The organism is Streptococcus infantis, assembly GCF_018499575.1.
GTDB classification, from domain to species: Bacteria; Bacillota; Bacilli; order Lactobacillales; family Streptococcaceae; genus Streptococcus; species Streptococcus infantis_K.
Map to the genome: position 1 here is coordinate 877,934 of NZ_JAHDAP010000001.1, position 20,453 is coordinate 898,386.

Genomic DNA, 20,453 nt, shown 5'->3' on the forward strand with positions numbered 1-20,453 from the left:
TCTCCTTTATGATAATATCAACTTCCATATTATTTTATCAAACTTATTTCTGCAATTCAAGAAAACTTCTAGTTATTTCTGCAAACTCTTTTGGTTTGGCTCTATTTAGGACATGAGGTCCCTCAGAGATGATCTGAAACTGGGAATTTGGCATCAGTTCTTGAATAGCTTTCATTGAACTTAGATTAGGCTTATCCTGACTACCACAAATTAACAAGCTTGGATAGGGACAATTCCGTGCAATCTCCCTTAAATCAAGTGTTTTTAATTCCTCAGAAACTCCAACCATAAGAGCTTTATCTGCTCCCTGTTTCTCAAATATCCTCTTGGGGAGTAGTTTAAATATCAGCAACTGAATATAAAAAGGAATGTTACCAACTAGTTTCAGTGGGCAACCTGACAAAACCAAGACCTGAAGATTTGGTATATCATAACTTGAAAGTTCCAATGCAAGTGCAGCCCCTAGGGACAAACCTACTAGAACAAAAGGTTCTGTCTCCTTTAATAAGTGCTGATAAATGCGCTCCTTAGCTTCTTGATAGCTAGCAACTCTGGAAGGAAATAACTCTAGGGCTTCAGAGGGATAATCTGCAAGAAAATCCTGAACTTCTTTCCAACTATCTGCTGACTGTCCTAAACCATGTAAAAATATTAGTTTCATTTAGTTCTCCCTTACTGACAACTCATATAAGCCCCTTACTGCATTACAAGCATAAATGACCTCTGCTTCTTTCAAATCTTCTACGGTCAAGATCTTTTCTTCTGCCTGCCTACTCTCAAGCAAGTGTTGACGATAAATCCCTGGTAAAATACCAAGAGTGCTAGGTGGAGTATAGAGCTTACCATTCATTTTTAAGACCAGATTCCCAATAGAGGTTTCAAGCAATTTTCCATCAGCAGTGTGATAGATGATTTCCTGCTCTCCCACTGTCAAATGTGGTCGGTATGTCGTCTTAAAGTAGGTAAAGGACTGCTTCAAATCAGCTTCTTGTAGACAAAGCTTGGCCTGACAGAAGCTAGGGCTAAGCGGAGTTAATACTTGTCGTTCATTTTCAATCGCTCCAGATTTGCTGAGACTGATTCGCAAACGGTAGTCCTGACGGATGTCACAAGACTGGAACTCCTTCTCTATTTTTTGTCTCAAAACTTCTTGGTCAAATGGAAAGGCAAAATAACGACTAGCCTTTTGCAATCTTTCTAGATGTTGCTTTTCAAAGAGCAATTTTTTCTGGCTAATTTTCCCTGTCGTAATCAGCTGAAAACGAGGCTGTTTTCGGTAAAGAACAGCTGCCTTTTGATGGACTTCACGGTATTCTGACTCCCAAGTACTATCCCAAGTGATGCCACCTCCGACACCATAGATGGCATGCCCTCCATGCAGTTGAATGGTTCGAATAGCCACATTGAAAATCCGTCGTCCATTAGGAAGTAGGAGACCAACAGTTCCACAGTATACTCCACGCGCTTGTGGTTCCAAGTTCTTGATAATTTCCATGGTCGCAATCTTGGGAGCTCCTGTGATGGAGCCACATGGAAAGAGCGAACGGAAGATTTCAACTAGGTCAACATCTGGTCGTAACTGACTCTTGATGGTCGAAGTCATCTGCCAAACTGTAGAATACTGCTCTACTTGGCATAAACGCTCCACATGCTCACTACCCACTTCAGACAGACGATTCATGTCATTGCGCAAAAGGTCCACTATCATCATGTTTTCTGAACGATTTTTTGGATCCTGCTCCAACCAAGCCGCCTCTTTCAAGTCGTCATCGTTATTCAAACCACGTTTAGTCGTCCCCTTCATAGGGCGAGTCGTCAATTCACGATCATTTTGTTCAAAAAAGAGTTCTGGACTCATGGAAATCACTGCCATATCATCATGCTCCACGTAAGCATTATATCCCGCTTCCTGCTCTACCACCATACGATTGTAGATAGCAAAAGGATTGACAGACAACTCCTGCTTGAGTTGGACAGTATAATTGACCTGATAGGTATCTCCTTGTCTTAAATGATGGTGAATTTGTCTAATCGCCTTTTCATAGGCCTCTGGAGATGTTACTTCCTGCCAGTTTGATGGCAAATCCACCTCCTCATAAGCTAGAGGAATGCTGGATGTTTCAACGCTGTCATGAACGGTGAAATAGAGGAGATACTCTCCTAACAAGGGACCTGAGCGTACTGCTAACTTCTCCTCAAAAGCAGGTGCAGCCTCATAGCTAACATAGCCTACCACATAATAGCCTTGCTCTTGATAGCTTTCCACTTGAGCTAATAAGTCCGTCACTTCTGCTAAATCTCTGGTTTTTAACTCTTTGATAGGCTGGGTAAAGGTATATCTCTCGCCCAAAGCCCTAAAATCAATCACTGTTTTTCTATGCATATCCTAAGTATACCATAAAAGCCAGACCCCAAACAGGAGATCTGGCTTTTTAACTAATATGGTTGAGATAACTTACTCAACATAATCTAACAAATAACCATAACCCTTTTCTTCCATTTGATCTTTAGAAATAAAACGGATAGACAGGCTGTTAATACAATAGCGAAGCCCTCCCTTGTCCTGAGGTCCGTCTGTAAAGACATGTCCTAAGTGGGAATCACCAGTTCGGCTTCTGACTTCTGTTCTGACCATATTATAAGACTTGTCTTCCTTGTAGGTCGCAACATCTGGACTGATAGGCTGAGTAAAGCTAGGCCAACCACAGCCCGATTCAAATTTATCTTTCGAAGAAAAGAGTGGTTCACCTGTCGCCACATCTACATAAATACCTGCTTCAAATTTATCCCAGTAACGATTTGAAAAAGCACGTTCTGTTTGACCGTTTTGAGTCACAGCATACTCCTCAGGAGAGAGGAGTTTTTTTAATTCATCATCACTTGGTTTTGGATATTTACTCGCATCAATGACAGGATAGGATGCTTGATTGACATTGATATGGCAGTATCCATTAGGATTTTTTTGGAGATAGTCTTGGTGGTAGTCCTCAGCCACGATAAAATTTCTTAAGGCTTCCTTTTCAACAGCTAGAGGCTGGTCATACTTCTTAGAAACTTGATCAAAGACTTGATTGATGACTTCTAAATCTTTCTCATCTGTATAGTAGACTCCCGTGCGATATTGGGTTCCTACGTCATTACCTTGCTTGTTTTTACTGGTTGGATTGATAATACGGAAATAATGGAGCAAAATTTCTTTTAAAGAGATTTGATTGGCATCATAGGTCACATGAACAGTCTCAGCATGCCCAGTTTGGCCGATCAATTCATACTGGGTTGTTTCTCCTCTACCATTCGCATAGCCCGAAACAGCATCTGTCACACCTGCTACTCGTGAAAAATACTCTTCAACACCCCAGAAACAACCTCCCGCTAAATAGATTTCATGTAGGTCAGCATTTTTATCTGGCTCAGTATTTTTCTTAGCATGTTGCCCCTGACTAACTGCTGCCTTCTCAATTTGAGTGGTATCTGTGTAGCTTGCGCTCCTTTTCTCCAAAAGAAATAAAACTCCTAAAATAAGGAAAATGATAATTCCTATGAATACAATTATTTTTAATTTATCATTCATGATAAGCCTCTAATCTATGCTTTTTAACGTCTGTAAAATAGTTTCTCTGTCCATAAAACCTGGCTGGGTCTTGACTAGTTTGCCTTCTTTATCAATAAAGGCCTGAGTCGGATAAGAACGGACTCCGTAACTTTCCAAAAGTTTACCTGAAGAATCTAGAAGGACAGGTAGATTTTTATAGTCCAATCCTTGATACCATTTTTTGAAGGCTTCTTCTGCTTGCTCGCCTTTTTGACCAGGAGAAACCACTGTCAAGACAACATAGTCATCGCCTGCTTCTTTTGCAAGTTCATCGGTATCAGGGAGGCTGGCTAGACAAATAGAGCACCAAGATGCCCAAAATTTGAGATAGACCTTTTTACCCTTGTAATCAGATAAACGGTAGGTTTTCCCATCTACTCCCCTTAGTTCAAAGTCTGCAACCGCTTCTCCCTTTCTTGCTACCTGAGAGCTAACTTGCTCTTGTTTGTCTCCATTGTGACTATCAGCCTCGTTCGTCGTCTGATTTTTACAAGCCGATAGACAGACCAGACTAGCGCAGACAAATACAGATGCTTGCCATTTTTTCATCTTCATCACCTTCTCTATTCGTTATATGAATATAGATATTCACTTTGTAATTCTATTATATACCTACCTTTCTAAAAATACTTGAAATCTGCTCGGAAATTAATAACGCTTCTTGATGACAAGGAAGCTCCCACCTGCTGAGCAGATGAGAGCTTTCAACTTTTATCTATATTTTTCTTATAAAATCTTGTGGGTATTGAGCACGCGCCCCTCCAATCAGTTTTGGACGACTAGCGAGCGCAGTTACGTGGGCATGGCCGATTGATTTTAAAACTGGACGTATAGGTACTTGCACATGCTTGATATGCATCCCTATAGCCGTATCTCCAATATCAAGGCCTGCATCAGCTTTGATAAATTCGACCTCAACTGGGTCTTTCATATAGCGAAAGGCCGCCAATTGACCAGAACCTCCCGCATGCAGAGTCGGCAGAACACTCACAATTTCGAGATTGTATTTGATAGCAACCTCTCGTTCCACTACCAAGGCACGATTAACATGTTCGCATCCTTGAACTGCTAGATGGATACCTTTCGCTGACAGAATCTCTAATATTTTTTGAACAATTAATTCTCCAATTTCTTGACTAGAGGCTTCCCCGATGTGTCCTCCTATCACCTCACTGGACGATAAGCCCAAAACAAAGAGAGCCCCCTCATGGAGAGAAGCCTTTGCCAATACATCTTCTAGGATTTCCTCTATCTCTTTTTGTAAATGTCCTTGGTCCATACTTTACCTCGCTTATTTCTTTCTATGATATCGTTTTTTCATTATTTTAGCAAGCTAAGTGACGTGATAAAAAGTATTTATCTATAGCACCTCAATTGAGTTTACAAGAATTATCGTATAGTCTAAGACTAAGCAAATCCAAATCCAAATCTAAAACAAAAAAGACAGAGAATTCTATTTCTCTGTCTTTTTTCAAATACTTCAAACTTTTTGGAGTCCTTGGACAGCATCGTGATTGATGATGACTTGACCGTATTCTTGGAGAACTGAACGGCTGATATCACTATCATCTGCAAATTCACGCATGCGAGCCAATAACCAAGCTGGATAAAGACTTGGATGATCCTCTACATCAACCAAGACTGTTAGATAGTATTGGTCATTCATTTTGTAAAGCTCTGAAGTCTCCATTTGATAATCAACTGTTTTCGCAAAAGAAACCAAACTAGTTAAGTCGTCAAAGCGTAGGATGTAGTAGATATATGGTTCTCTTTTTCCTTCTTCTACCTCAGCAATTTCATCAATCGCTGCTTCTTCCTCTTTTTCAACCTGCTCTAGAGATTGGATCGCTTCAATATCTTCCTTGGTTTTCTCTGCCATGGTTTTTTCCAAAGTTTTCAAAAACTCATCTGGAGACATTTTCGCCAACTCATCCATATCTGGAAGGTCTGCCAAATCCTCAAAATCCAAATTTTGGTCAATCTTAGACTTGGTTACAAAGACATCGACCTTATCAGGCTTCGGTGTCACTCGGAAGCTAAGCATACCTGTATCCAAGAAACTGTCTGGCATCTCTAACTCATCCAGAATGGCATAGAAAAACTCTTCTGTTTTTTCTTGTGGAACGAGAAAGTCTGCGATTTCCATTCCACGATCCATCAAATCTTCTAAAGACATCGTGATTTTTAGTGTGGTATCACTGATTTGTTTCATTTTCATAGTTCGTAACCTCATACTTTCAGTTCTATCTATTATACAAGATTTAAATGATTTTATCAAAAGAATGGCGTTGGAATGTGATATAATACTAGTATCTAGTTTAGAATATAAGAAAGAAAATTTCATGAAAAATATAAAAGTTAATGCTTTGGCTAGCTTGCTGGTCAATATTTTAAACATCGTGTTCCCCCTGATTACCAATCCCTATCTAACGCGAATTCTCAGTAAATCAAACTATGGTTACTTTAATACAGCTAACACCTGGGCAAGTTTTGTTATTCCGCTAGCTGCTTTTGGTATCTACAATTATGGGATTCGAGCTATCAGTAAAGTAAAGGATGACAAAAATAAGATTAATCATGTCTTTTCTAAGTTGTTCTATATCTCAGTCATTACTTCAGTTGTAACAACTGCTATCTATTTCCTCTTTATTTATTTTGATACTAGTATTGTCAATCTAAAAATCCTTTACTATATCCTTGGAATCCAAGCCCTCTTCCAATTTCTGAATATCGAGTGGATGAATGAAGCCTACGAGAATTATTCATTTATCCTTTATAAAACACTCGTTATTCGGATTGGAATGTTGGTTGCTATCTTCGCCTTCGTTAAGACACCTGATGATATTGTTCCTTATGCCACAATCATGAGTGCGACAACCATTATCAACTATCTACTTAGCTTCCTATGGATCAAACGAGAGGTTTCCTTTGTTAAGATTGAGTTCATCGAACTTCTCAAAGCTTCTAAGCCTCTTATGACTATGCTACTTCTAGCAAATGCTAATATGCTCTATACCCTGCTTGACCGTATGTTCATCACTAAGGGTCCTGACGAGAATTTCATCTCCTACTATACCATTGCCTCAAGTATCGTCATGCTGATTGCTAGTGTCCTCAGTGGAGCCATCAATGTCAGCATTCCTCGACTTGGTTACTATTTAGGAAAAAAAGATTACACTTCGTATAAAAATCTTGTTAACCAAGGTGCAGCTCTTTTCTACTTTCTTATAATTCCGACTAGTATCGGAATCATGGTTTTAGGAACTTATGCCACTGTTATCTATTCTTCTGATAAATACATAGAAGCAGGAATTGTTACAAGCGTCTTTGCCTTTCGAACCATTATCTGGGCTATCGAATTAATCCTTGGAAAGCAAATCATCTTTATCAATGATCACGAAAACCGATTAACAGCCTTTTACTTTATTGGTGGTGGTGTCAATGTAGTCCTAAACTCTCTACTCCTTTTCAACAACATCTTTACTCCTGCATACTACATCGGAACAACGATTATTGCTGAGGCAATCGTCGTTCTACTTGAAACCCGCTTCATTCTGAAGCATAAACTCTTGGATTTAAAAGAAATTTTTGGAACATTAGCTCGTTACACAATCGTGTCACTTGGCTTTATCCCAATTTACTATATCTTTAAATTTCTCTTCCAAGTTCATTCATATACAGTCAATATGAATATGCTAAGCATGGTTGTATCTACAATTGCTGGATGTGCTATCTATTATGCTTTCGCTCTCTTTATCATTAAGGATAAAACCCTTCACTATGCACTTGATTTAGTGCGTGCCAAACTTAAAAGAAATTAAAAGAACTATAATCTACTCATAAGGAGATAGCATGATCAAAAAACCATATATATATATATATATATATCAATCTTTATATTCCTTGCTACTTTAATAAAACCAGTTTTAGCAAATGATAGACTTCATATCATAACCGTTGCTGATTGGTCCGATGCCATGATACTAGAAAGCAATGGACATTTTGCAATGATAGATACTGGAGATGATTTTTCTTATCCAGACGGTTCTAACCCTAGATACCCCGATAGACCAGGAATTGAGAAAGATCCAAAAGCAATTACTGAAGATAGATTATTATCTCATATTGAACAATTAGGTATTAAAAATTTCGATTTCATAATCATAACCCATGCACATTCCGATCATATTGGCGCAGCTCACGATATTCTAAAAACAATACCTACTCAAAAAATATACATAAAAAAATATAGTGATGAGCGTCTCACAGATAAAACAGGACTTTGGGATAATTTGTATGGATATGAACGAGCTTTACAGGCTGCCCTAGAAACAAATACTACCATTGTTCAAGATATTTCTGAAAAAGATTCACACCTAACCCTTGGAAATATAAAAATTGATTTATTAAATTATGAGAATGAATACGAAAATGATGGCTCATTAAAGAAAGTATATGATGATAATTTGAATTCAATTTTATCAATAGTTAATATTAATAATACAAAAATTTTCTTAGGAGGGGATTTAGAAAATACTGAAAGACATCTAGAAGAGAAATATGCACCTTTGATTGGACATGTAGATGTCATGAAATTTAATCACCACGTAGAAACAACTAAATCTAATACGAAAGAATTTGTCGATAAACTTAATCCTAAGAAAATTATAAAAACAGGGATTAGACCAGTAGAAGAAAAATACGCTGAATATCTTAAACAAAAAAATATCAGCATTATAAATGCCGGACAACTAGATAGAGCAGCAATCTCTCTCGAATTCAACAATGGAAATGTTACTGATGTATCTGATAAATACCCACATTATGGATTTTATACCAATGATGGTATTCTAAAATTTAAAAATTGGAAAAATGAAGCTCCTGAAGATGGTTGGACACAACACAACGATAATTGGTATTATTTTTTTGATTCTGGTACAGTCGCAGTTGGTTGGAAATATATAGATAAAAACTGGTTTTATTTTAATCAAAACGGAGAACTTCAAACAGGGTTAGTTGATGATGGGAACAATCTATACTATATTGAAAAAAATACAGGTATACTAACTAACACTTGGAAAGAAATTAATTCCAAAGAAACCTATTACTTTAAAGAAAATGGCAAAGCAGCTAAAGGTGAGTGGTTGGATCGTTATCATTTTGAAAATGATGGAATCCTTAGTAAAAATAAATGGATTGGTATTTTTCATCTGAATCATTCTGGAAGAGTTAGCCTTTCAGATTACAGAAACTATCTATTTATTATATTCACACTTGCTATAGCTTTAATCTTTTTGAAACTTAAGAAAAAATATAAAAATAGAAGCATTAAAAAATAATTAAAGATAAAAGAAATGAGCTGGATCAAATCCAGCTCATTTCTTTTATTTATTTTAGTGTCCAAATGATTTAATCAAAAAGACTTTAGCCATTTTTGCATCACCTTGTTTATAGATTGGATTTTCTTTCCAGTTATAATTGGTATTTGGAGTTTCAAAATCAGCTCCATACAAGTTACTGATATAGTCTCTTGTATTCTCTGGAATTTTCACATCTACGCCCTTAAAGTTAGCAACTTGTAATTGACTGAATGGCAATTCGTAATGATAGACCTCATGACGAGTTGGTACTCCCAAAGCATTAATCATAAAGAAAATCGTATCAGAGGAGATTGTCTCCCCTTTTTTATCATAAACAATAAGATCTACATTCAAACCTTTATAACTGTATGATAGTTCTACCAATTGTTCATTGTAGTAAAATTCTTTGGTTCTTGAGAAACCTCTTTCCAAGAGATATTGTTCATCCTCTACAAAACGTTGATAATCTGGAATAATGATGCCAAAATCCATATCCAGGTCATGGCTAATAAAATCATTCTCTCTAAAAAAGCCTAATAGAGTCCCAAAATCCAACCAAATATCATAATCTTTCAAAGGAGAACTATAAATAGTTTGAAGAATTTCTTCAAAGTTGTCTTTTAACAACTCACTTCTTTTGGAGTCTAATTCAACGTTCGCTTTGTCATTGAGACTTTTAATGATTGGTAAGTTCTTAATGAGGTCCTTCTTGTCCCCTAAAAGACTCGCCAAACTTCTTTTTAACCATTGTAACACGTCTTACACCTCTTTTATATAAGCGACAAAATCATCATGTTTCACTCGTTTTTCAACTGGTGGAATTTCCATAAAATCATCACCGTAGATAGCTGACAAGATTTGATGGGAAGCCTCAGGGATTTTGTAGGTTCTATCTTCGAATGGACTATCCATTACTTTATCAAGCAGCGTCTTCTCAAATTTTGTAGAAGTTCTCTTATTTTCCATCAAATAATCAATAGAATCACTATCATTAGCCTGCATTGAAAGAAGGTTCATTTTTTTATTCCAAGTTTTAACTCTTGTTAAACGGAAAACAAGTACTAATAAATATCTGACAATATTCTTTAATCCGGCATTTTTACTGTGAATACCATAGAGAGTATAAACAGAAAGTCTGCGATAGGTATCGAGTTTAACCATCTCTTTATTGACATCAGCATAATAATCAAATGGGAAAACATCCACGCAAATTCCTAAATCGATATCATTTTCAATATAGTTATTCTCATAAACTGTACGTGCATCATATACTCGATAAAATGGATAAGGATAGCGAGCGTCATTTTCCCAAGAAACAACTTTATAGATAGGATCATTGTCCCGTAGAACTGCTTGGTATAACTTATTATACTCATCACGTTTCAAAGAGATATCAACATCATCATCCCAAGGAATATACCCCTTATGTCTAACGGATCCTAATAGAGTTCCATAAGCCAAAGAATAATTAATATTCTCTTTTTGACAGAGATTATGAATGTAATCCATCACTCCTAATTCTACTTCTTTGATCTCTTCTTCAGATAGTCTTCTGTATCCATCTCTCTTTTTAGAAATAACAGAAAAATAATAGCCTGAGATTAGAAATAGAATACAACCCAACAATGAAATACCATAGAGAGTTGAGCTCAAGAACAAATTAGAAATTAAGATAACAACCGTCATAAGTAGACCAGAAACAAGCTCATTATCTGTTATCTTATCCTTTTTGTCTTTTAGGAATTTCTTGATGCTGGCCCAGATAAATGAAATCATGAAAGCAGCAAAAGGTAGGAAACCAAGTATACCATTATAGAAAAGTAGTTCTAAGTATCCATTGTGAGTCAAGTAATGCTCTTTAATGATATATGCACTTGCATCATAAGTTTTCCCTAACTCATACCAGTTACCTGCTGAGTAACCAAATAATGGTCTCTTTGGAATGAACGAAGCTGTTGATTGCCAAATAGCAAAGCGATTATTAGAGATATTTTCTTCGCTAGTATCCGTTCTCTCCAAGGTTAAATTATTGTTTTCACCTTTTTCTTTATTGAGTTGAATTTCTGCAGAATGAGCTTTTAAATACAAATCACTGCTATACTTTACACCGTTATATGATAAAAATACTAGCCCAACTGTTAATAATACCGTGACAAATGATTTAGCCTTATTGCTATATTCAAACTTTATCAAAGAATAAAGAAATGCTGCTACCACTAAACAAATATATGTCGTTCTTGAACCTGATAGAACTATATAGGCAAAGTTTAAAACAATAGAAGAAATGGCTAGAGTTTTAACAATTTTGTTGAAAACAGAAAGTCTCATCCATAAATAGATAATGATGATTAGGGAAATAATCGAAAGATAGTTGGGACTTGCTAAAATACCAAACAAGCGTGATTCAACGAATCCTTGACGAATCAACAAACCTTTGTAATCAAAGACTCTATATCCAATTAACATAAAAAATTGAACAAGAGAAAAGAAAACCCCAACAGTATTTGAAACAGTAATTACAGAAAAGAATAAGTCAAACAAAATTCGAGATTTTTCTTTACTAAAGCTTTGAAAAATTGGATAAATAGCAAAGAAATAAATAAAGAATACTACCAAGTTCTTGATATTTGTTGAAAAACCATACTTCATCACCAGTAAGCTTGTGATAATATTCATGGCAAAAAAGATGATTAAGTACTCAATTTTTCTAACAAATAAATAAGCTTTCTTTACAAAGAAATTATATAAACCTAATAAAACTCCTAAAAGAGTCATACCTAGGGTAACAAATTTATTTGCAGAGATGAATTGAAGGGGAACAATGAGTCCCGCCATACAATAAAAAGATATGACTGATAAAAATACCAGATTAATTTTAAAATAGTTTTTCTCAATAATAGAAATCATTTTCTCTCCTAACGGTTATGTTGACGAAGTAAAATCTTAGTGTAAAGTTTTCTGCTGAATAGTAGAGCTAAAAAACTTATTTTTCTAGCATTGGTGAATCTACTATCACGTAAAATATTCATACTATTCTTTTTCAGATAAGCTATCAATTTATCTTCTAAAGCCTTATCCCTAAAATCTGAATCGACTAATAAGCGATCCAAAACATAGAAATACGCCCAATTTAAACGCATCGTTGCAACATCAGCAATTGCGGGATAGTGCTCTCTTATTATATTCGCATTTTGCTCATAGGCTTCAATCACATTTAAAAATTTTAATGAGAATTTTTGTGTAGTAATACTATTTTCACGATGGACATAATAATACTTCTTCTCATTAGTCGCAACAACCTTCTGACATTGATCCAGTAAACGAATCATAATAAAGGCATCTTCTGCAATTTTTCCAACTTCAAATTTTAAATGATTAAAGAGCTCTTTTTTATATAATTTATTAACAGCAGTAACTGATAAGACCTTTGCTTCCATAACCATTTTTATAGCTTCTTCTGAAGAAAGGTTCCAAGTTTTAATCTCTGAAACTTGTTTTTCAGGAATCTGATGAAAGACATCGTAGTGTCCGCACATTGATAAATCTGCATTTGACTCTCTTAATTGACGGTAGAGCGTTTCGTACATATCTTCATCAATATAATCATCACTATCAATAAAGCCAATTAAATCTGAACTTGCTTCATCAATTCCTCTATTTCGAGCATCAGACAAACCACCATTTTCTTTATGAATCACTCGAATTCGTTGATCTCTCAGTGCTAGCTCATCACAGAGTTCACCACTTTTATCTGTCGAACCATCGTTAATAAGAAGCAATTCAAAATTGGTATAAGTCTGCTTTAAAATCGACTCAACACATCGTTCAAGATAATTTTCTACGTTGTATACAGGAACAATGATACTAATTTTTTCTTGCATTGTATTCTCCCTTATATTCTGTATAACTCTTATCCATATCTGCTATTATGGCATCGTGGTGAGGTACTTGCTTGTCTGCAGGCGGTGGTGTCATATAGTCACCAAAAGCTGTGCTAAGATAAGCGTCATAACCAACTGGAATAGGCATTTCTGTTCCTTCGAAAGGTAGGAAGATGTTGTCTTCAAAGGCTTGAATTGGATATTTTTTCTTCATGTAGCCTGGACCTGAGCATAATTCTGTAATGCCATCACTTTCAGCTGGTCCATACTTGGTCATTTCTTTTTCAGCCTTTTTCCAGAGACGATAGCGAAGCGATTTAGGAGTCAACCCTAGTAAAATGGTACTACCCCACTTCATGAGAGCTCCATGTTTTTCTGGAATGGTTTGTGCACAAAATAGAGAATAAATCAAAGCCCAGCGGACCTGTTTCTTGCGCTCTGCTGGATTTTTAGGGTAGTAGTCCAAGGGAAGAACGTCCAAAGCCAGTCCATGAGGAAGCTCTAAATCCTGCTGATAGGGTTTGATGCAAGTTGTTTCCTTATCTCGAATGGTGATAAAGAGGTTACGGTCCACATAGTCTTTGTGACTCTTTGACAAGAAATAACGCTCATCGGCATATTGAGGCCATAATTCTGCTAGTTTTTCATAGTCCTTTCGCGGCATAAAGAAGTCCAAATCATCATCCCAAGGGATAAAGCCTTTATTTCGTAAGGCTCCGATAGCTCCTCCCCCACATAAATAGCAGAGCAAGTCGTGTTCTTTACAAAAGGCGACAAAATATTCAGCCATTTCTAAGCTACGGGCTTGAATTGCCTTTAAATCACTCATCTCATTCTCATCCTCTTCTATAGAATTACATCATTTCATTATACCATAAAAATAGCCAAAAAATCCATCTGATTATGTGAAAAATCAAAGCCCGAGACACCCATTTAGTTGGATGTTTCAAGCTTTGATTTTAATTTATTATCTGAATCCCATTTGAGCCAGTTTATTCTGGTAAGCTTTTTGATCCACTCGGAGTGCTTGTCCTCCATAGACATCATAGTCATCTACCCAGTCTCCAAGTTCAGGTACTGTAATTCTCTCAATACCGTTCTGACCTCCTTCAAGTACGGATAATCCGTTGGTCAATAAGAAGGTATAAGGAATGTTTGTAGATGTCATGGCGAATACTTTACCAAGTGCTTCTGAACCTGTGAATAGTTTTGTAGGATCCTTAATTTGCTGTAAAACAGCAGTCATGACTTGTTGCTGTCTACGAGTACGGCCATAGTCCCCTTCATCATCATCACGGAAACGGGCATAGTTCAAAAGAGTGGATCCGTTCATTTGTTGCGTTCCGGCTTTAATAGTTTGTGTTGGTGATTCTGTTTCTGTCGCATGCAAGTCATCACCAACTGTCGCTTCTGTAACTGGAACTCCATTTAGAGTTGAAAACTGAGCATCAATGGTCACTCCATCAGGGAAAAGCGTGTCAATGGCAGTCGCAAAAGCTTGGAAATCTACAAGGGCATAGTATTTGATATCTAAGTCAAAATTATCTTTAAGGACCTTACGCACCATTTCAGCCCCTTGTTTTCCTTCTTGTTCACCCAATTCGTAAGCTAAATTCAACTTGTGGTCAACTTGTTTCTGACCATTGATGACTTGGCTATAGCCATCAATGTAAACTAGATTATCACGCATAAAGCTTACAAGTTTAAGCTTTTTATCTTTGCCACTTACATTAAGAACCATAATAGAATCGGTCCGTGTTTCTGCACTATTCTGACCAATACGGCCATCTGTTCCTAAAATAAGAATATTGACACCATCTCTTGTATCCTGTCCATTAAAGACTTCAACTTGAGCGGCTTTGGCATCTTTTGATCTATTTGAACTATTAGGATTGGCTGATTGAAAACCTTTCAGGAACATAAAAATCATTCCCAATACTGCGCAAAGCAACAGCATTCCTAGCCAAGCAAGTATCCGTTTAAATCGAAAAACTCTTTTCTTTTTGGGCTTCTTGATTGTTTCTTTCTTAACTTTTTGCTTTGGCACATTGCGTCGAGAGCTGCGACTTCTTTTGCCATAAGTTGGAAGGCCTATATTAGATTCTTCTTGAGGGAGTTCTTCCAAATCCTCGAATTCTTCCAAGTCCTCACGATAAACCTGACGAACTTCTTGTTGCGGTTTGTCCAATTTAGCTTGTAAAAAGGCAAACTCCCGCTTTTCTTTATCATTTAGATAGTGAATATTCTTCAAGAGATAGTCATAACGTAGTTTTTCATGATGAGTGAGTGGATATTCTCTATTCATTGGTTCTCCTTTCCGTGGTCTTTGATGGTGTAGATAGGGTAAGCCCCGAGTACTTTATACTGGATCCCAATCGTTTCTAATTCTTTTTGAGCAAAGTGGACCAGTTCTTTATCAGCATAGTCCACATCAATGATGAAAAAGTATTCCCCCAGTGCTGTTTTTAGAGGACGACTCTCAATCTTCGTCAAGTCAATTCCCCGCCAAGCAAAGGTAGATAGAGCCTTATATAATGCACCAGGTAGATTATCTGGCAAGGTCAAGGCTAGGCTCATCTTTTCAGAATCTGCATTCAAGGGGATTTGTGGTAAGTTAGGTCCCAAAACCCAAAAACGCGTGAAATTAGCTTCCATTTCTTGAATATCTTGAGCGACTAATTCTAATCCATATTCCTCAGCAGAGCTCTTGGGAGCAATAGCTGCATAAGGTTGATCCGGATGTTCGGAAACATACCGCGCAGCGTAAGCTGTACTGGCAGTGACTTCTAATTGAGCATTCGGATAATGTTCATCGATAAATTTCTTCCCTTGAGCCAATGCCTGTGGATGAGAAAAGATTTTTTCAATTCTAGACTGGCCTGGCACTGCCATTAGCTGTTGATGGATGGGCTGAACAATCTCTGCTACAGCCTGAATTCGAGCCTGATGAAAAAGATAGTCCAAGGTTTCATGAACACTACCTTCTATGGAGTTTTCAACTGGCACTACTGAATAATCTACCAATCCCTGTTCATAGGCCTTGATAACATCTGTAATATTTGAAAATGGCTCTAGTTCCTCATGAGGAAAAGCCGTTTGCACTACATGGTGCGAAAAAGATCCTTTGGGACCTAGATAGGCAATTTTCATTTCAGTTCCTCTATAATTTCATCTGGGTTTAAACTTGATACATCTACAACCTCACTAGCGACTTCCTCATACCAAGCCTGTCTTTCTTTAAAAATTGCAGCTAATTCTTCCTTGCTATTCTTTAAAAATAGTGGACGTTGATTATCCTTATCGGCTGAAATTCGTTGGTAAAGGGTCTCAAAATCTGCTTTTAGATAGATATTATCTAGATTTTGTTTGAGCAAGTCCCGATTTCTTGAAGAAATAACTACTCCTCCCCCAGTTGACACGACTTGGTCCGTTTTGAGTACGTCAGCTAAAATTTCTGATTCCACTTGACGGAAGGCTGCTTCTCCTTTTTCTTCAAAGAAACGAGCAATCGACATACCTAATCGTTCTTCAAGCAAGGCATCCATATCTACGAAGTCAGAATCCAGCTTTCTAGCAATAGTCGTTTTCCCTGAACCCATAAATCCTAATAGAACCTTAGCCATGAATCAAAGTCTCCAAATCATCAAAGAAGCTAGGATAGCTAGTATTAATAGCTTCAGCTCGATCCAATTCAACTTCTCCATCTGCAACCAAGAGAGCCGCAATGGCTGTCATCATACCGATACGGTGGTCTCCAAAGGTGTTGACTTTGGCTCCATGGAGGGCAGATTTCCCTTTGATAATCATGCCGTCTGCTGTAGGAGTAATAGTTGCTCCCATGCTATTTAAAGCATCTGCGACAACTTGAATGCGATCTGTTTCTTTAACCTTGAGTTCTTCTGCATCTTTGATAACTGTTTGACCTTGAGCTTGGGTAGCAAGGAGCGCGATAATCGGCAATTCATCAATTAAACGTGGAATTAAGACTCCACCAATTTCTGTTCCCTTCAAATCTGAAGTTTCAACAGTTAAGGTTGCAGATTTAGCAATGGGATCAATATCAGAAATCTCTAACTTTCCACCCATAGCGCGGATAACATCGATAATCCCTGTACGAGTTTCGTTAATACCAACATTCTTAAGCACTACACGAGAATTTGAGACAATCAAACCAGCGACCAACCAAAAGGCTGCACTAGAAATATCTCCTGGAACCACGACCTTTTGTCCACTTAGTTTCTGTGGCCCCTGGACAGTGATTTTCTTCCCATCGACACTCAAGTCTCCACCAAATTGACGCAGCATATCTTCTGTATGGTTACGAGTGCACTCCTTCTCGACAATGAGTGACTGGCCTTGAGCCTGCAAAGCTGCAAAAATCAAGGCTGACTTGACTTGGGCAGAAGCAATTGGCAATTCGTATTGAATTGGTCTTAAGTTTTTTGTTCCTTTTAAGTGTAATGGTGGCAAGTCTCGATCTGTTTGACCAGAAATGGTCACTCCCATTTTTTTCAAAGGAAGGGTCACACGATCCATGGGGCGTTTAGAAAGACTATCATCTCCAAACATCTCTACTTCAAAGTCTGCACCAGCAAGGACACCTGAAATCAAACGAATAGACGTCCCAGAATTCCCCATATCCAGGGCATTCTGAGGTGCTTTCAATCCATCCATCCCAACACCTTGAATGGTAACGACACCGTCCTTGTCCTCAATTTCTACACCGAGGTCACGAAATACTTGCATGGTTGAGAGAACATCTTCACCACGCAAGATATCATAAACCTTGGTTTCTCCCTCAGCTAAGCTTCCAAAAATAATCGAGCGATGACTGATGGACTTATCCCCTGGCACGCGAATGCTACCATTTAAGTGTTTAATGTTTGTTTTTAACTTCATACTAGTCCTCATACTGACAATACTTTTTCTTATTTTATCATAAAAAGTCAGAAATTTCTTAAAAATTCCTGACTTTATGAGGTAAATTCTTATTTTAAAAGTTCTGATATTGGTTCAAAGACAATTTTTTCAATATCAGAAAGGTAGATAGAAAGTTGTTGCTGTTTAGCAAAGAATTCTGACAAGAGAGAGTTACCTTGAATCTGCTTGCCAAAGTTTTCCATTTTTCCTTGGAAAGAAGCATCTGGAATTTGACCAGTTTGCGCCATGACTTGGATTTCATGCTGAAAGGCAATGTAATCCGCAAAAATCTTACTAGCTTCTGCATCCGCTTGGATGGCATCTCTAGCTTCCTTAACGGCCTTGTATTCAGGCAACTCACGTAGCCCGCGACTAAGTGCATTTGCACTATCATAAATGTTTGACATAATTGTCCTCCTTATTTGATAACGACTGTGTAGTCCGTATTTTCTGTAATTAAGCGCTCAGCTCGTTCCAAGTCCTGAGCATTTTTGAATGAAATCTGCAGAATGCCGTGAACATCCTCACGGTTTTCCTCATTGATATGGATATTGACCAAAGAAGTTCCACGTAGCAATTCCAAGATGCGTAAAATCACATCTTCTTCATCGGGAACATCTACATAGAGATCAAATGAGCTATCTACTCCTCCACGTTTATGGATTTCCATAGCTTGACGTTGCTCACGCGCTTGATTGAAAAAGTTCCAGATTTGGTTTTCATCACCCTTGCTGATAGCTTGTCCAATCTCATCCAAACGCTCCTTAAAATCCTCGATGCGTTCAACAATGGTATCCCGATTGGATAAGAGGATAGAAGTCCACATACCTGGCTCACTTTCGGCGATTCGAGTCATATCCCGAAAACCACCTGCTGCAAAATGTCGGGCCATTTCATGCTGCTCAGCATAGTTGGCAGTTTGTTCCATCAAGCCTGATGCCAAAATATGAGGAAAATGACTAATTTGAGAAGTCACTCGGTCATGTTCTTCAGCGTCGATTTCAATGAAACGTGCATGTAGACCAGACAGCAAGTCTTTCATTTCTTCAAGTGTATCCGGAGTCGTCAGACTAGATGGCGTGAAGATATAATAGGCATTTTCAAAGAGGTTGACATCTGCAGAGGCCGCTCCTGTCTTGTGGCTCCCTGCCATGGGATGGGCCCCCACAAAGCGAACAGACTTATCAGCAAAACATTTTTCAGCTGTAGCCACAATAGCTGACTTGGTTGAACCAGCATCAGAAATAATGACGCCTTCTTTCAAGTCCAATTTGGCTAACTCCTTGATAAAGGCAAGAGTCTGCTGGATAGGAAGAGTCAAAATAATCATATCCGCTAGTGGAGCAAAACTGGCAAAATCATCCGTCGCACGGTCGATCATTCCTCGCTCCAAGGCAATATCTCTGGACGCCTGACTACGATTGTATCCCAAAATCTTATAATCAGGATGATCTCTTTTGATGCCCAGTGCCATTGAAGCACCAATCAAACCAAGCCCTGCGATATAGATGGTTTTTGCCATAAGAACTCCTTAATAATTCTTTGTATACTCCCGATGATTAGCAACAGCTTCTTTTATTTCTTCCAGATTATCAGAGGAGAATTTCTCTAGAATTTCTTGGGCCAAGACCGTTGCTACGACTGCTTCCATAACGACACCAGCCGCTGGAAGAGCAGTTGGATCACTTCTCTCCACCGTTGCCTTATAAGGCTCATGGGTTTCGATATCGACACTCATCAATGGTTTATAGAGAGTCGGAATTGGTTTCATGACCCCACGGACAACAATCGGTTGACCATTGGTCATACCACCTTCGAAACCACCAAGATTATTAGTACGACGAGTATAGCCATCTGCTTGTGACCAGAGGATTTCATCCATGACTTGACTACCCTTGAGATAACCTGCTTTAAAACCAAGACCAAACTCCACACCCTTAAAAGCATTGATGGAGACAACTGCTTGAGCTAATCTTGCATCTAGTTTTCGATCCCATTGGACGTATGAACCCAGACCAACCGGAACACCACCGACAACCGTTTCAACAACTCCACCAATGGTATCACCATCGCGTTTGATTTGGTCAATATAGTCCTTGATCTCCTGCTCACGTTCTTGGTTAACGATAGAAACTTCTGACTGGGCAGCTAGTTTCTTAATCTCTGCGACTGTCAAGTTTTCTGGAACATCGATTTCCTTGCCACCAAAAACAACAACATGATTAGCAATTTCGATATCAAGCTCAGCCAATAGACGTTTAGCCACCGCCCCAACTGCCACCCGCATTGTCGTTTCACGGGCAGATGAACGTTCCAGGGAATTTCGCAAATCATCAAAGCGGTATTTGATGCCTCCTACCAAGTCAGCGTGACCTGGGCGAGGATGAGTGATTTTTCGTTTACTTTTAAGTTTGTCTTCAATATCCTCTGCAGACATGATATCCAGCCACTTTTGATGGTCTTTGTTAATGACATCCATGGTAATTGGAGCACCTGTCGTCTTTCCATGACGAACGCCAGAAGTAAAAACAACCTGATCGCTCTCAATCTTCATGCGGCCACCACGACCGTAACCACCTTGGCGACGTTTGAGATCCTCATTGATATCCTCGGCAGTCAAAGGAAGGCCTGCTGGAATTCCTTCAATAATTGCTGTCAGACGAGGACCATGTGATTCTCCTGCTGTTAAATATCTCATAC

Annotated in this window: 19 protein-coding genes; 2 read left to right on the forward strand and 17 right to left on the reverse strand. The window is 38.1% G+C overall.

Going from position 1 to position 20,453, the window contains the following annotated elements; all coding sequences use genetic code 11:
• Nucleotides 1-43 precede the first annotated feature (43 nt).
• The 6 genes from KJR31_RS04285 to mecA form a co-directional block, all read right to left on the reverse strand.
• Nucleotides 44-661 (reverse strand): alpha/beta fold hydrolase, encoded by a 618-nt coding sequence (locus tag KJR31_RS04285; protein ID WP_214262228.1) that lies wholly within the window; start codon nt 659-661, stop codon nt 44-46.
• A complete protein-coding gene (pabB, locus tag KJR31_RS04290) occupies nt 662-2,383 on the reverse strand; it encodes an aminodeoxychorismate synthase component I (protein WP_214262229.1) in 1,722 nt (573 codons plus the stop codon).
• A gap of 72 nt (nt 2,384-2,455) precedes the next feature.
• Nucleotides 2,456-3,571 carry a peptide-methionine (R)-S-oxide reductase MsrB gene (gene msrB / locus KJR31_RS04295; RefSeq protein WP_214262230.1) on the reverse strand — a complete coding sequence of 372 codons (1,116 nt, stop codon included), beginning with the start codon at nt 3,569-3,571 and terminating at the stop codon, nt 2,456-2,458.
• 9 nt (nt 3,572-3,580) lie between these two features.
• Entirely contained in the window at nt 3,581-4,141 is a 561-nt protein-coding gene (locus tag KJR31_RS04300; protein ID WP_214262231.1) for a TlpA family protein disulfide reductase, read from the reverse strand.
• 166 nt (nt 4,142-4,307) lie between these two features.
• Nucleotides 4,308-4,871, reverse strand: a complete 564-nt coding sequence (locus tag KJR31_RS04305; protein ID WP_214262232.1) for a TIGR01440 family protein — start codon at nt 4,869-4,871, stop codon at nt 4,308-4,310.
• Between the two features lie 201 nt (nt 4,872-5,072).
• Nucleotides 5,073-5,810 carry an adaptor protein MecA gene (mecA, locus tag KJR31_RS04310; RefSeq protein WP_214262233.1) on the reverse strand — a complete coding sequence of 246 codons (738 nt, stop codon included), beginning with the start codon at nt 5,808-5,810 and terminating at the stop codon, nt 5,073-5,075.
• Between the two features lie 124 nt (nt 5,811-5,934).
• Between mecA and KJR31_RS04315 the strand changes: the two genes are divergently transcribed.
• Both KJR31_RS04315 and KJR31_RS04320 read left to right on the forward strand, forming a co-directional pair.
• Nucleotides 5,935-7,413, forward strand: a complete 1,479-nt coding sequence (locus tag KJR31_RS04315; RefSeq protein ID WP_214262234.1) for an oligosaccharide flippase family protein — start codon at nt 5,935-5,937, stop codon at nt 7,411-7,413.
• Between the two features lie 156 nt (nt 7,414-7,569).
• Nucleotides 7,570-8,931, forward strand: a complete 1,362-nt coding sequence (locus KJR31_RS04320; RefSeq protein ID WP_284444655.1) for a ComEC/Rec2 family competence protein — start codon at nt 7,570-7,572, stop codon at nt 8,929-8,931.
• A gap of 54 nt (nt 8,932-8,985) precedes the next feature.
• On the opposite strand, the gene KJR31_RS04325 is transcribed toward KJR31_RS04320, so the two are convergent.
• The 11 genes from KJR31_RS04325 to aroC all read right to left on the reverse strand — a co-directional run bounded on the left by KJR31_RS04325 (nt 8,986) and on the right by aroC (nt 20,451).
• Nucleotides 8,986-9,708: a LicD family protein gene (locus KJR31_RS04325; RefSeq protein ID WP_214262236.1), complete on the reverse strand. Its 723-nt coding sequence runs from the start codon at nt 9,706-9,708 to the stop codon at nt 8,986-8,988.
• A 3-nt stretch (nt 9,709-9,711) separates the two neighbouring features.
• A complete protein-coding gene (locus KJR31_RS04330) occupies nt 9,712-11,859 on the reverse strand; it encodes a LicD family protein (RefSeq protein WP_214262237.1) in 2,148 nt (715 codons plus the stop codon).
• Nucleotides 11,860-11,867: 8 nt separating this feature from the next.
• Nucleotides 11,868-12,833 (reverse strand): glycosyltransferase family 2 protein, encoded by a 966-nt coding sequence (locus tag KJR31_RS04335; RefSeq protein ID WP_214262238.1) that lies wholly within the window; start codon nt 12,831-12,833, stop codon nt 11,868-11,870.
• Nucleotides 12,817-13,662 (reverse strand): LicD family protein, encoded by an 846-nt coding sequence (locus KJR31_RS04340; protein ID WP_214262239.1) that lies wholly within the window; start codon nt 13,660-13,662, stop codon nt 12,817-12,819. Before KJR31_RS04340 ends, KJR31_RS04335 begins: the two co-directional genes overlap by 17 nt.
• A 138-nt stretch (nt 13,663-13,800) precedes the next feature.
• Nucleotides 13,801-15,138, reverse strand: a complete 1,338-nt coding sequence (locus tag KJR31_RS04345; protein ID WP_214262240.1) for an LCP family protein — start codon at nt 15,136-15,138, stop codon at nt 13,801-13,803.
• A complete protein-coding gene (gene pheA, locus KJR31_RS04350) occupies nt 15,135-15,983 on the reverse strand; it encodes a prephenate dehydratase (protein ID WP_214262241.1) in 849 nt (282 codons plus the stop codon). The genes KJR31_RS04345 and pheA overlap by 4 nt, the downstream gene beginning before the upstream one ends.
• Nucleotides 15,980-16,456, reverse strand: coding sequence for a shikimate kinase (locus tag KJR31_RS04355; RefSeq protein WP_214262242.1), 477 nt, complete (start codon nt 16,454-16,456; stop codon nt 15,980-15,982). Before KJR31_RS04355 ends, pheA begins: the two co-directional genes overlap by 4 nt.
• Nucleotides 16,449-17,732, reverse strand: coding sequence for a 3-phosphoshikimate 1-carboxyvinyltransferase (gene aroA / locus KJR31_RS04360; protein WP_214262243.1), 1,284 nt, complete (start codon nt 17,730-17,732; stop codon nt 16,449-16,451). The genes KJR31_RS04355 and aroA overlap by 8 nt, the downstream gene beginning before the upstream one ends.
• A gap of 89 nt (nt 17,733-17,821) precedes the next feature.
• Entirely contained in the window at nt 17,822-18,160 is a 339-nt protein-coding gene (locus tag KJR31_RS04365) for a YlbF/YmcA family competence regulator (RefSeq protein WP_214262244.1), read from the reverse strand.
• An 11-nt stretch (nt 18,161-18,171) separates the two neighbouring features.
• Entirely contained in the window at nt 18,172-19,275 is a 1,104-nt protein-coding gene (locus KJR31_RS04370) for a prephenate dehydrogenase (RefSeq protein WP_214262245.1), read from the reverse strand.
• A gap of 9 nt (nt 19,276-19,284) precedes the next feature.
• Nucleotides 19,285-20,451 carry a chorismate synthase gene (gene aroC, locus KJR31_RS04375; RefSeq protein WP_214262246.1) on the reverse strand — a complete coding sequence of 389 codons (1,167 nt, stop codon included), beginning with the start codon at nt 20,449-20,451 and terminating at the stop codon, nt 19,285-19,287.
• Between the last annotated feature and the right edge of the window lie 2 nt (nt 20,452-20,453).